Annotated in this window: 13 protein-coding genes; 5 read left to right on the forward strand and 8 right to left on the reverse strand. The window is 66.2% G+C overall.

Annotated features, from left to right (window positions below; all coding sequences use genetic code 11):
- Positions 1-166: 166 nt before the first annotated feature.
- Positions 167-1,120 carry a Gfo/Idh/MocA family protein gene (locus AAFP35_RS17595; protein ID WP_419222931.1) on the reverse strand — a complete coding sequence of 318 codons (954 nt, stop codon included), beginning with the start codon at positions 1,118-1,120 and terminating at the stop codon, positions 167-169.
- 5 nt (positions 1,121-1,125) lie between these two features.
- A complete protein-coding gene (locus AAFP35_RS17600; protein ID WP_419222932.1) occupies positions 1,126-2,061 on the reverse strand; it encodes an EamA family transporter in 936 nt (311 codons plus the stop codon).
- Positions 2,062-2,155: 94 nt separating this feature from the next.
- On the opposite strand from AAFP35_RS17600, the gene AAFP35_RS17605 reads away from it, so the two are divergent.
- On the forward strand, positions 2,156-3,088 hold the full coding sequence (locus AAFP35_RS17605; RefSeq protein WP_419222933.1) for a LysR family transcriptional regulator: 933 nt from the start codon (positions 2,156-2,158) through the stop codon (positions 3,086-3,088).
- 33 nt (positions 3,089-3,121) lie between these two features.
- Here AAFP35_RS17605 and AAFP35_RS17610 read toward each other — a convergent pair whose 3' ends face one another.
- The 3 genes from AAFP35_RS17610 to AAFP35_RS17620 form a co-directional block, all read right to left on the reverse strand.
- Complete coding sequence (locus AAFP35_RS17610) at positions 3,122-3,991, reverse strand: universal stress protein (RefSeq protein ID WP_419222934.1); 870 nt, start codon at positions 3,989-3,991, stop codon at positions 3,122-3,124.
- 138 nt (positions 3,992-4,129) lie between these two features.
- Complete coding sequence (locus tag AAFP35_RS17615) at positions 4,130-4,999, reverse strand: hypothetical protein (protein ID WP_419222935.1); 870 nt, start codon at positions 4,997-4,999, stop codon at positions 4,130-4,132.
- Between the two features lie 710 nt (positions 5,000-5,709).
- Positions 5,710-6,303 carry a TetR/AcrR family transcriptional regulator gene (locus AAFP35_RS17620; RefSeq protein WP_419222936.1) on the reverse strand — a complete coding sequence of 198 codons (594 nt, stop codon included), beginning with the start codon at positions 6,301-6,303 and terminating at the stop codon, positions 5,710-5,712.
- 206 nt (positions 6,304-6,509) lie between these two features.
- Here AAFP35_RS17620 and AAFP35_RS17625 point away from each other — a divergent pair, with 206 nt between their 5' ends.
- Positions 6,510-7,712 (forward strand): MFS transporter, encoded by a 1,203-nt coding sequence (locus AAFP35_RS17625; protein ID WP_419222937.1) that lies wholly within the window; start codon positions 6,510-6,512, stop codon positions 7,710-7,712.
- 93 nt (positions 7,713-7,805) lie between these two features.
- Here AAFP35_RS17625 and AAFP35_RS17630 read toward each other — a convergent pair whose 3' ends face one another.
- Together AAFP35_RS17630 and AAFP35_RS17635 are read right to left on the reverse strand one after the other, a co-directional pair.
- Complete coding sequence (locus AAFP35_RS17630; protein WP_419222938.1) at positions 7,806-8,660, reverse strand: aldo/keto reductase; 855 nt, start codon at positions 8,658-8,660, stop codon at positions 7,806-7,808.
- A gap of 119 nt (positions 8,661-8,779) precedes the next feature.
- Complete coding sequence (locus AAFP35_RS17635; RefSeq protein WP_419222939.1) at positions 8,780-9,685, reverse strand: helix-turn-helix transcriptional regulator; 906 nt, start codon at positions 9,683-9,685, stop codon at positions 8,780-8,782.
- A gap of 130 nt (positions 9,686-9,815) precedes the next feature.
- On the opposite strand from AAFP35_RS17635, the gene AAFP35_RS17640 reads away from it, so the two are divergent.
- Genes AAFP35_RS17640 through AAFP35_RS17650 form a run of 3 tightly spaced genes read left to right on the forward strand, consistent with a single transcriptional unit; the run spans position 9,816 to position 12,215 of the window.
- Complete coding sequence (locus AAFP35_RS17640) at positions 9,816-10,835, forward strand: zinc-dependent alcohol dehydrogenase family protein (protein WP_419222940.1); 1,020 nt, start codon at positions 9,816-9,818, stop codon at positions 10,833-10,835.
- Positions 10,836-10,874: 39 nt separating this feature from the next.
- Positions 10,875-11,288 (forward strand): cupin domain-containing protein, encoded by a 414-nt coding sequence (locus AAFP35_RS17645; RefSeq protein ID WP_419222941.1) that lies wholly within the window; start codon positions 10,875-10,877, stop codon positions 11,286-11,288.
- A gap of 54 nt (positions 11,289-11,342) precedes the next feature.
- Positions 11,343-12,215 carry an alpha/beta fold hydrolase gene (locus tag AAFP35_RS17650; protein ID WP_419222942.1) on the forward strand — a complete coding sequence of 291 codons (873 nt, stop codon included), beginning with the start codon at positions 11,343-11,345 and terminating at the stop codon, positions 12,213-12,215.
- Positions 12,216-12,250: 35 nt separating this feature from the next.
- On the opposite strand, the gene AAFP35_RS17655 is transcribed toward AAFP35_RS17650, so the two are convergent.
- Positions 12,251-12,697, reverse strand: coding sequence for a globin domain-containing protein (locus tag AAFP35_RS17655; RefSeq protein ID WP_419222943.1), 447 nt, complete (start codon positions 12,695-12,697; stop codon positions 12,251-12,253).
- Between the last annotated feature and the right edge of the window lie 29 nt (positions 12,698-12,726).

The following is a 12,726-nucleotide window of genomic DNA, read 5'->3' on the forward strand; positions in this document are numbered from 1 at the left end:
GGATTCCGATGGTAGGACCCGGATTGATTCACGTTAAGGACAGGATTTCCGTCGTTTGATCGTGATCGTCGATCAATCGCGGTGACCTGGTGGTCGAGCACCCGCACAGCTCGTCGCAATGCGCGCCGACATCGGCGACGTGGAGCGAGAGCCGGTCGGCGCGAGATCAGCCGGCGGTTCTCAGCTGCTCGACGACCCGCAGCGTCGCGACGGTTTCCGCGTGATCGGTCGCCACGTCGGCAGTGCCCTCGACCAGACTCGCGAATCGTCGGATCTCGTGCACCATGTTGTTGCGCGGTCCGGCGAACGAGTGGTCGGTGACGCTGCCGTCGAGCAGGCGCAGCCGGGCCAATCCGGGTTCAGCGACATGATCGAACGTCAACGTGCCCGACTCACCCTGGATCTCGTCGACACGGTCGGACGCGGTGATCTTGGAGTACGACAGGTCGACGACCATGCCGTCGTAGACGGCCAGCGCGGCCCCGGCGCCGTCGGCACCGCCGGTGATCGGGATACCCGCCCCGACGACACGGTCGGGTTCGCCGAACAGATGGATCATGGCCGCGATCGGGTACACGCCGAGGTCCAGCAGCGATCCGCCGGCCAGTGCGGGATCGAAGATGTTCACGCGCTCACCGGCCAGCACCTTGTCGTAGCGCGCCGACCGTTGGCAGTAGGACAGCGAAGCACGGCGCAGTACTCCCAGCTCGGGCAGGAGATCGGCGATCGCCGTCAGTGCCGGGTCGTAGCGGTTGCGCATCGCCTCCAGCACGACGACACCGGCGTTCGTCGCCGCCGAGATCAGATCGACGAACTCACCGACGGTCGGTACCGCCGGTTTCTCGATCAACACGTGCTTGCCTGCGTCGATCACCTGCCGCGCCTGCCGGGCGTGGACTCCATTCGGGGACGCGATGTACACCGCGTCGATCTCCGCCGACGACAGCAGCCGATCGAGATCACACGTCGACGACGACAGCCCGGTCTCGCCGGCGAACTGCGCGGCGCGCTCGGCGTCGCGTGAATAGGCCGTGGTCACCGCCACCGTCGGGACATCCACTGCGGCCTCGATGAACAGGCGGGTGATGGTGCTCGTCCCGAGGGTGGCGATGCGGATCATGGAAGTCATTGTGCCCGTGCGGGCTCGCGTCGCTCGGGAATCCGGTCAACCGGTTCGGGAGTCGGCTCCCGATTGTCGGATGCGGTCATGATGGTCCCGATGCTCGCCATGATCACCAACGCGATGGCCGCCAACCGCAGCGGTCCCGTCGACTGGTGCAGGAGTATCCATCCGGCCAGCGCCGCGACCATGGGTTCCAGGCTGAGCAAGATCCCGAACACGTTGCGCGGCAGGCGTCGCAGCGCAGCCAGTTCGAGTGTGTACGGGATGACCGACGACAACACCGCGGTGCCCAGCGCCAGCCCCAGCATCAGCGGATCGTCCAATCCCCGCAGCACCCCCGGAACGCCCATCGGCATCACGAGCAGCGCCGAGATCACCAGCGCCATGGCGAGTCCGCCGGCCCCGGGAACCGATTGGCCGACCCGGGCGCTGGCGAGGATGTACAGGATCCAGAACGACCCGGCGATGAGCGCGAAAACGACCCCGAGCGGATCCAGCGACGACTCTGCCTGCGCGACGCTCTCGATGCCGAGGAGCCCGATGCCGCCCAGCGCGAGGGCAACCCACCCGAGGTCGATCACCCGCCGCGACCCGACCGCCGCCAGCAACAACGGTCCGAGGAACTCGATCGCGACGGCCGCTCCCAGCGGCAGTCGCTCGATCGCGCAGTAGAACGAGCCGTTCATGCCGGCGAGGGCGACGGCGAAGACCAGGACGGCACGCCACTGCCGCCACGTCCAGCGCAGCACACGTGGCCGTACCGCGACGACCATGATCAGCGCGGCGAAGCCGAGACGAAGGGAGGTCACGCCCCAGGCGCCCATCGTCGGGAAGAGATGTACTGCCAGCGCCGCGCCGAACTGCAGGGACACGCACGAACCCAGGATCATCATGACCGCGGGTCCCGTGGCAGTTGCAGAGCGGACGGGCAGACGCATCCATCCAGGATCGAGCGACTGATGCCATCAGTCCAGTGAATCTTTTTTCCGATATATGATCAGTCCTACTAACTGATCTGTGCCTGGGAGATCCGTGCTGAACGTGACCCGACTGCGCATCCTGCGTGAACTGCATCTACGCGGGACGCTCGCGCAGGTGGCCGAGGCCTTGTCGTACACGCCGTCGGCGATCTCGCAGCAGTTGTCACAACTCGAACGCGAGACCGGAGTGCGACTGCTCGAACACGTGGGACGGCGCGTACGTCTCACCGATGAGGCGCAGACCTTGGTCGCACACACCGAACTCGTGCTCACCCAGCTCGAGAAGGCCGAGGCCGACCTGGCGGCCGCACAACCGAGCGTGCGGGGCACCCTCCGGGTCGCGTCGTTCCAGACCGTGGTGCTGGAGATCGCGCCTGCCGTGCTCACCGTGCTGGAGACGGAACATTCGGCTCTGCAGGTCGAGATCACCCAACGCGACGTCGACAGCGCATTCCGCGGACTCCTGTCCCAACAGTTCGACCTGATCCTCGGCGAGGAGTATCCGGGTCTTCCCGATCCGGTACGCCACGGCGCCGATCGAGCCGATCTGGTTCCCGACCCCCTGCATCTGGCCGTTCCGTCACACGGCCCGTGGGCCCGACGCCCATCGAGTGTCGCCGAACTGGCCTCCGCGCCGTGGGCGCTGGACCCTCCCGGGAGCGCCAGCGGCGACTGGGCACGCGCGGTCTGCCGCAACGCCGGGTTCGAGCCGCAGGTGCGATTCGAGGGGCCGGACCCCCTGCTGCACGCGCATCTGGTGCTGACCGGACATGCCGTCGCGTTCATTCCTGCGCTCATCGCGGGCGACCATCTGCATGATGCGCAGCTGATCGGATTACCCGCCGATCCACATCGCACCCTCTACGCGGCCGTGCGCGCCGGTCGTTCCGGGCACCCCGCGGTCCGGGCATTTCGCGATGCGCTGGCGCAGGCCGTCACCGAACGTCAGCCACGTCCACCTCGATGGACGGCAACGTTGTCGTGACGGGCGACGCGAACCGACGCCCGGGACAAGCGATCAGGAACTGTGCACGACCATGACCGGGCAGGTTGCCACGTGCAGGACGGCCTGGCTGGTGGAGCCCAACATCAGGCCGCGGAATCCGCCCCGACCGCGACTGCCGAGCACGATCAACTGCGCGTCTGCCGACAACGCGGAGAGCTTCTCCGACGGGGACTCGGCGGTCACGACGGCATCCACGGTCACATCGGGATAGTCGGTGCGATGGCCTGCCAGTTGCGACCCGAGCGATGCGACCGCACCGTCATGGATCTCGCGCAGCACCTTCTCGCCCTCACCGAAGAAGGCCGTGCTGGAGAATCCGCCGTATGCATGCACCGCGGTGATCGTCGTGCCGAGCAGGGATGCCTGCTCGAATGCTGCGGCAATGGCCGCGGTGGAGACCGGTGATCCGTCGACGCCCACCACGACCGGACCGCGGCTCGGCGTCTCGCCGGAGACCACCACGACCGGGCAATCCGCATTCGCGGTGATGTCGGTGCTCACCGAGCCCAGCAACAGTCCGCTGACCCCGCCGAGACCACGACGTCCGACCACGACGGTGCGTGCGCGACTGGACAGCTCGCGCAGCGCCAACGACGGTTTGCCGACGACCACCTGTCGCGTGACCGTGACACCCGGAGCCGTCTCCTCGGCGATTGCCGCGGCATTGTCGAGCGCGGCTTCGGCGAACGCATGGTCGGCGTCGACTATCGACTGCTCCAACGAAACCGCAGCCAGACTGAACGAGGGATGCAGGGGCGAAACGGCACTCATGACGAGCAGCGGACACTTCTCCCGTGCCGCGGCGCTCGCTGCCCACCGTACCGCCGCCAGCGCATGCTCCGACCCGTCCACCGCGGCCACGATCGGTGTGTCGACCGGCATGATCATCACTTCCCTTCACTCGGCTCACTTCTACAGTGACAGATCCGCGAGCTTCGGGGAGATGATCGGATGATCCTCTGCGGGACATCGCGCCTGTCACCTGGTACGCAGTCGGAAGATCTTGCGTGCGTTGCCACTTCATGAGGTGGTGCGAGAACGCCTATTCCGGACGCTGTTGTCGGAATCCGAACGGCAGGGCCACGCGATCGGATCGCGGCCGGGACACCTGCGCAGACGGGCGATGAGTTCATCGGCCCCGGTCAGCACAGTGGCGTAGGTTCGGTACGTATCGCGATATGCAGCAGCACTTTCCGCGCGGTCACGCACCGCGGTCATCGCGTCGTCGAAGGCGTCGACGACACGTGCCCCGACGCTTGACAGGTGCCGTTGCGCCAGCATCGCATCGAGGTCTTCGGCATCCAGGGTGGACGTCACGGACTCGGATCGGCCCGACGTGGCGGGAGCGCCGGACACGCTCACGCGGCGCCGTAGCGAGTCAGGAAGCCCCGCCGCGAAATCGCTGCTCGGCAAGGGTATCGACTGAATCGTCTCGATCGCCGACGACACGATCGACAACGCGACACTGCCCGGCGCATCGTAGGTCGTGACATAGCGGAGCGCCTGACACTCCCCGTGGTGCAGCCTGTCGTAACCGGCCTCGTGAACGCCGTCGGCCGCCTCGTTGCACACACCCGAAGCAATCTCGGACGGGAGCAACGCCACCGTGACGCGGTGCAGGTAATACTGGCGTGAGCAGAGTCGGCCGATGCGCATCTGCCGCAGGAGACGCTCGATCGCCCACTCATAGGTGCCCACCGACACGACCGGCACGACGGCGGGCCCCGATGGCGTGGATTGCTCCGACGAGCGGCCCCTGGCCCCGCGACGCTGCCGGGCACCAGACAACGTCGGCCAGGCAGCACTCGAACTGACCTGGTACCAAGCGAATCCGGCGACATCACCGGCCGCCGCCGAGTCGTCGTCGGGGATGATGTCGCGTTCGGTCAACTCATATCCACCGCACGGCCGACAGCGCACCATCTCGCCGTCGTCGACACATCCGACGAACTCGTCCTGCGTGAGGACCGTGAGATGCCCACTCGGACATCGCCATCGGTGGTTGCGAGAGAAATCGACCGGCCGATCCCAGACGATCCCCCGCCCAGAGACCGGTTTCGACGCCGTGTCCATCCGAGATGCCGCCGGGTTCACCGTGCCGCGAGGCCGAACGTCGGGTCGTACGCGCCCCCGATGGGCCAACGGCCGCACACATCAATCGTCTTCAGATGCATAAGTTCTCACACTTCCCGTCATGTGATCGGTCACGGGTCCGCGGTCGAGCGCAGCGCATCAGGAGCGCTACATGGTCAAACCGAGCCCCGATCCCGGCAATAAGCATGGGTCACAACGCAATTCCGACATCGACCAAGACGCGCATGCCGCGCTGGAGCTCCTCCGGACGAACCCACATGCGCCACCCGTCAGGACGAGCACACGCGATACACCGGCAGGCTTTCTTCAGTCGGCGCATCGTCCACCCCTCCACTCGGGACGGCGAGCACATCGAGCCGTCACAGTGTTCTGGATCACTCCCCGCGGAATCTTGACACATCTCTGGTCAAGTGTCCAGTTTTCTGATCGACGTCGAGATGGTGAACGATGGGCGCCGACAACGCGCTGCCGTAGGGACGCGGGTCAGGGGTGGCGGGACGCCCTGGTCACTCGCCGTGCACGCCATCAAGGACGACGCGCGTGGCGGCGTCCGCGGTGAACGCCGACATCGCAGGGCGAATCCAATGGTCGAGGACGACCCGCAGCTCGGCGTCGGTCCTCCCGCTGTCGCCGAACACGATCAACGACATCCCGACGAACGCGGCAACCTCGACGATCTCGTCGAGGTGTGGCGCGAGACGGGGGTCGAGTTCGACGATCGGCGCCAACAGCTCCCGCGCGACCACCATCGTTCGCTCGCTCGCCCCGGTGTCGAACAGCGGGTGATGCTCCTGGGCCGTCATCAATGCCGAGAGAAACGGGTTGTCGCGCATCATCGATCGCGCGATCACGATGAATTCGACCAGATAGTCCGACGCTTCGGTGATCGGGTTCAGGCGTTCGTGGATCATGTCGGTCACCGTCACCATGACACTCGTCAGCGACTCCGCCACCATGTCCTCGCGAGTGCCGAAGTTCGAATAGACCGTCTGCCGGGAGACCCCGGCGCGGTCGGCAACGGCAGCGATGTTGACCGCGGAGAATCCGGCATCCGCGATCAACCCCAGAGTGGCTTCAACAATCTTGTCGCGCGAGCGCATGACCCCCATTATGGCGCGAGAGGGGTGTTCTCCCGAGCGAGAACGGTGATTCGGACGGCTCTGGGAACTGTGGATACACGGACCCGAGTGACCGCAGGGCAGGGAGTCCCCGCGCGTACCCCTCTCCACCGGGACTCCCTCCGACACGTCGAATCTGGTTGCGTGGCATCGAAGCGTTGCAGGTCCGAGCACTGGAGGGGCACCACATGTCGGTCACGAGCACCCGTTCGAGCCGGTCCGTCGATCACACCGGCTTCCCACCCCTGATTCATGTGCTCGCGCTGGGCACATTCCTGATGGGAACGACCGAATTCATCGTCGCGGGTCTGTTGCCGCAGATCGCCGACGACCTGCGCATCACGGTTGCCCGCGCCGGATTGATGATCACGGTGTTCGCAGTGGGGATGATCGTCGGCACACCTCTGATGGCTCTCGCCACGGTGCGGGTCTCACCCCGGACGACCTTGGTCGCCTCACTCGGAGTCTTCGCGGTCGGCCATGTCGTGCTCGCAACAGCAACTCGGATCGATATGGTCTTGGCCGCCCGATTCATCACCGCCCTGGCGACCGGAGGCTTCTGGGCAGTTGCGGCCGTGGTTGCCAGCCGCACTGTGGGCCCCTCTGCAACGCCGCGCGCACTGGGCATCGTGTTGGGCGGAGGAATGCTGGCCAATGTGCTCGGAGTACCTCTCGGCGCGTTCGCCGGTCAGATCATCGGCTGGCGTGGCCCGTTCTGGATCCTGGCGGCGTCTGCGGGCATCGCCGCATTGGCCGTCGCACGCCTCGTCCCCGGCGATCCTGGCGACAGGGCCCAATCGACCGTGCGCAAAGAAGTTGCGTCACTGCGTGACCCACGGATCTGGTACGTACTCGCGGGATGTGCGGTGGTCTGCGGGTCGTCGTTGTCGGTCTACAGCTACATCGCCCCGTTGCTGATGAACAATTCAGGCTTGCGCGAGTCCGCCGTTCCACTGGTACTCGTCGCGTACGGCGCGGGCGCGTGCGTCGGCTCTTATGTCGGCGGACGGGTCGGAAGCGTCTACCCGTTACGAGTTCTGTCCGTGGCCGCTGCGATGACCACTCTGGTACTCGTCGCGCTCGGCCTACTCTCACATCTGCCGCTGATCACCGTCGTCCTCGTCACTCTGTTGGGACTCTTCGGGATGTCGACGAATCCGGTTCTGGTGGCGATGGCGGTGCGGTTCGCCGGTGACACACCGACGTTGGCGTCGGCGCTGACGACGTCATCGTTCAACTTGGGAACCGCAATCGGATCGGGTATGGCCGGGATGGCCATCCAATCCCGCTTGGGCGCAACCGGTCCTGTCGTCATCGGCGCTGTGATCGCAGTGCTCTATTGCGTTCCGATCGGCTTTCTGTGGACCCGACTCGATCACAGTCGCCGATGACGCCGGCCAGGTCCCCGTGTCGTCGCCGTCCGAAGATCGTCACCGTCCGAAGAGAGGTCGGCAGACGATACTCGTTGTTACCAGGGAGACTTGTCATCTCCCGCTGTAAACGGGAAAGGCGCTGCTGCCACCGTAATCTCGATCTTGCAGGTTCCTGAGCGCAGCCATGTCCTCGTCGGTGATGGCGAAGTCGACGGCGGCATTGCCACGCATGTGATCCGGGTTGGCCGTCTTCGGCAGCGACACCGTCCCGAGTTGCAGGGTGTAGCGAATGCACAGCTGCGGGACGGAGACGCCGTATCGATCGGCCATCGCTGCGATGTCCGGGTTGGCAAGTATCTCACCGTGTGCGATCGGCGAGTACGCCTCCACGAGGATGTCTTTGCCGCGGCAGTAGTCGAGCAGTTCGGTCGGGGTGTTGCCCGCATGCACCAGCAACTGGTTCACCTGCGGCGCGACCGTGCACGATCCGAGGATGTTCTCCACATCCTGCTGCTGGAAATTGGAGACCCCGATCGATCGCAGCTTGCCCGCTGCGTACGCCTCTTCCAGCGCCTGCCACGCCGCGCGATTGCCGTCGGCATAGTCACCGCCGCGAAAGTCGTTCCAGGGCTGCGGACTGTGGATCAACATCAGGTCGATGTGGTCGAGTCCCAGCGCGTCGAGTGAGCCGTCGATCGCGGCCACCGCGCCGTCGTAGGTCTTGATCTCGGCGGCGAGCTTGCTGGACACGAACAACTCGTCGCGCGACACACCACCGGCCCGCACACCCTCGCCGACACCGCGTTCGTTGCCGTACGCCTGCGCCGTGTCGATGTTGCGATAGCCGATCGCGACGGCGTCCCCAACCGCCTGCGCCACCTTGTCGTCGTCGATGAACCAGGTTCCCAGGCCCAGCTTCGGTATCTGCACCCCGTTCGACAATGTGTACGTTTCGTCGAGAATCATGTCGTCTCTCCCTTTCCGTATCTGCCTTGTCCGTATCTGCGTGTCCATCCGCGGCGAACAGTTGTCCGCCTGTCCTCGCCCGGATCGACGAACGGCCTGGGTCACGAGATCGCCGGACGTCAGCGGGGTTTCGACTCGTGGTCGGCCTGTGTCGTCGTTGCCGGAGCGAGTTCGTTCTCGTGCGAGGCCGCCCACGAGGCCAACAATCTCAGGCGCTCCTCCGACGGCGAACCCGGTTCTGCGGCATACAAGGTGAGCGTCAGTCCCGGCTCGGCCGCCATCTCCAACCCTTCGAATGCGAGGGTCAGCTCTCCGACGACCGAGTGACGGAAGGTCTTGAACCCGGTGCCATGGTGTCGCACGTCGTGTGCACCCCACCGCCTCCGGAAATCCTCACTACGCGTGGACAGCTCGCCGATCAGATCGTGCAGGTCCTTGTTGTGCGGGTCGCGGCCGGCCTCGGTCCGCAGGATCGACACGGTCACATCGGCGAACATGTCCCAGTCAGGGAAGAAGTCATACGCGCGTTCGTCGAGGAACGTGAACCGCGCGATGTTCGGCGGCCGACACGGCATGTCGTAGACGTCCATGTAGAAGGCGCGCGCGAGCGCGTTCGCAGCCAGGATGTCCATCCGTCCGTTCCGGACGAACGCCGGACCGGCGACCACCGCGTCGAGCACCCACTGCAGACTCTGGTGCGGGGTCCAACTCTTGGGATTGCGCCGTCGGGGTGGGCGGCCGACCGGGCTTGCGGCGTGGGCGAGATCGAAGAGGTGTGCTCGCTCTGCATCATCGAGAAGCAAGGCGCGCGCGAGACTGTCGAGCACCTCCGGCGACGCCCCGCTGATCGCACCTCGTTCCAGCCGGGTGTAGTACTCCACACTCACCCCGGCAAGCGCGGCGACCTCGGAGCGGCGCAGACCGCTGACTCGCCGATTGGTCCCCGCGGGCAGGCCGACCTGATCGGGCGTGATCCGAGCGCGCCGCGATGTGAGGAACTCACGCACATCTGCCCGGTTGTCCATGCTCACCACGGTAACCACGCCGACGGCCCACAGGGAGGCACTGCGGATACCCCTTTTGACAGAACCTCCCAAAGACATCGCAACAGTGGTGTGCTGGATCCATCCAACCCAACCAACGAGGAGGCAGCCGATGCGTGGCGTCGTCTTGCATGCACCCGGGGACGTCCGGGTCGTCGACCGTGAAGACCCGACCATCGTCGAACCGACCGATGCGGTCATCCGGGTCACCGCCGCGTGCATCTGCGGGTCCGACCTGTGGCCCTATCGGGGCGATGACGAGGTCAAGGACGCCCCGATGGGCCACGAATACGTGGGCGTCGTCGAGCAGGTCGGCGACGCCGTCACGACGGTCGCGCCCGGCGACTTCGTGGTCGGGTCGTTCTTCGCCTCCGACAACACGTGCGAGATCTGCCAGGCCGGATACCAATCTCGCTGCGTGCATGCGGTCCCGATGGGCGGCATCGGCACCCAGGCCGAGCGCGCCCGAGTCCCGCACGCCGACGGCACCTTGGTGGCGGTCCCGGGCGAACCCGCGCCCGAGCTCGTCCCGTCGTTGCTCGCCGCGTCGGACGTTCTCGGCACCGGGTGGTTCGCGGCCGTGGCCGCCGAGGTCGGGCCCGGCAAGACGGTCGCCGTGGTCGGCGACGGGGCGGTCGGCCTGTTGGGGGTTCTCGCCGCCAAGCAGCTCGGAGCCGAACGGATCATCGCGATGAGCCGTCACGCCGACCGGCAGGCGCTGGCCCGCGAGTTCGGCGCCACCGACATCGTTGAGGAACGTGGCGATGCGGGCGTGGCCCGGATCAAGGAGCTGACCGATGGGCTGGGTGCACATTCGGTCATCGAGGCCGTCGGCACCCAGCAGTCGATGATGCAGGCCATCGGCTCGACCCGCCCCGGCGGGCATGTCGGATACGTGGGCGTCTCCCACGACGTCGAACTGCCGGGCGATGAATTGTTCTTCTCGGCCGTACACCTCCACGGTGGACCGGCGCCTGTTCGCCGTTTCCTTCCGGAGCTCATCCGACTCATCACCGACCGTGTGATCGATCCGGGGCAGGTCTTCGACCTCACCCTCCCCCTCGAAGACGCTGCCGAAGGTTATCGAGCGATGGACGAGCGCCGGGCCGTGAAGGTCTTGCTCACCACCTGATTCGACACTCGACCCACCCGATCTGATCGAGGAGGCATCATGCAGATCACCCGCAGTTCCATCGACACAGCCAAGGGGCCTGCCGACTGGTTCACCGGCGACGTGTACATCGACTCGGTCGCGGCGTCACCGCCACCGTCACGGATGCAGGCCAGCCTGGTGCATTTCATGCCCGGTGCTCGGACCCATTGGCATCGTCACCCGTTGAGCCAGACCGTGTTCGTGACCGAAGGTGTCGGTCTGTGCCAGCGGCGCGGCGGTCCCGTCGAGGTGATCCGTCCCGGTGATCGGGTGCTGTTCGAGGCCGACGAAGAGCACTGGCATGGCGCCGCCCCGAATCGATTGATGGTGCACCTGGCCATCAACGAGGGCGACGACGAGCACGCCGTGGTGCACTGGCTCGCGCCGGTCACCGACGAGGAGTACCACGCGGGACCGGAATCGACCGCCTGAGCAACGCGTTCGGCGCGGTGGTCACGACAATCGCCTGCCGATAGGCTGACGCGCATGGACGAGTTCGCCCTCCTGGAGGAGAACGCCGCGGAGTTGGGGCAGGCGATCGCAGTTCCCGCTGTGCGCCGTGTGGACACGACAGTCGGCGATCAGGTGGTCAGCGCCCTAGCGTGGGGAACGCAGCCCCCACGAGCGGTGTTCCTGCACGGCGGCGGACAGAACGCCCACACCTGGGACAGTGTTCTGCTCGCGCTCGGGGTGCCCGCACTGGCGATCGACCTTCCCGGACATGGTCATTCGTCGTGGCGTGCCGACCGCGACTACGGCCCGATCACCAACGCCGAGACCATCGCGCCGGTGATCGTCGAACTCGCCCCGGATGCCGAGCTCGTGGTCGGTATGTCGCTCGGCGGCCTCACCACGATTCGTCTGGCCGCCGCCTTCCCCGACCTCGTCCCGGCCGCTGTCCTGGTGGACGTGACTCCCGAATCTCCTCGCCTCGCAGCCGAACTCGAACGCCAGGCTCGGGGCACCGTGGCGTTGATGAGCGGACCGCAGGAGTTCGCGACGCTCGACGAGGTCGTCGAACTGACCCAGCAGGCCGCGCCGCACCGCTCGCCCGCATCGATCCGGCGGGGTGTCATCCACAACACCAGGCAGCGCGACGACGGCAAGTGGGTGTGGCGCTATGACCGCCTCCGCGAGGCGCCGTTGCAGCACCCGCTCTGGGAGGATCTCGAGAACTCCACCGCTCCGATGACCCTGGTGCGCGGTGCCCGGTCTCCGTTCACCACCGACGACGATATCGCGCGGTTCCGAAATCGTTCAGCAGCAACCGAACTCGTCTCGGTGGCCGACGCGGGGCACTCGGTGCAGAGTGACGCACCGCTCCGATTGGCAGAGGTGATCGGCCGAGTGCTGGGGTAGTCCTCGGGGTCGGCGAGCCGGGCGGAATGCCCGACTCAGGCCTTCACATCCTCCGGATATCCGGCCAGCATGAGCTGCGCCACCGCACCGAGCGCCTCTTCCCATGCCTCGGTCATCTCGGCGGTCCACTGATCGCCGCCACGTTCGGTCATGGTGGCCACCAGTGTCGATGCCACCCATCCGTACATCTGCGGCGTCACACCGTAGTCGGCGTGCCGGGCGCCCAGGGTTCCGAGATGCGACGTCAGCCAGCCGGGGTCGTCGAGGTGCTCGAGGACGGCGATGATCGCTTCCTGCAACATCGTTGCCTGCGAACGGATATCCGGACCGAACAGCGGACGGACCTCGGGGTGGTCGGCGAACAGCCGACCATAGAACGACGTGGTCAGCCCGTTGTCGTCGTCCGCCGACAACTCCAGGCCCTGATACAGCAATTCCTTGTTCACCCGTCCTCCGATCACGGCGATTGCGTGGGGCTGCACGCGCCGACCGGACACGACGTCGGCCGACC

The organism is Gordonia sp. CPCC 206044 (assembly GCF_048537895.1).
Taxonomy (GTDB): domain Bacteria; phylum Actinomycetota; class Actinomycetes; order Mycobacteriales; family Mycobacteriaceae; genus Gordonia.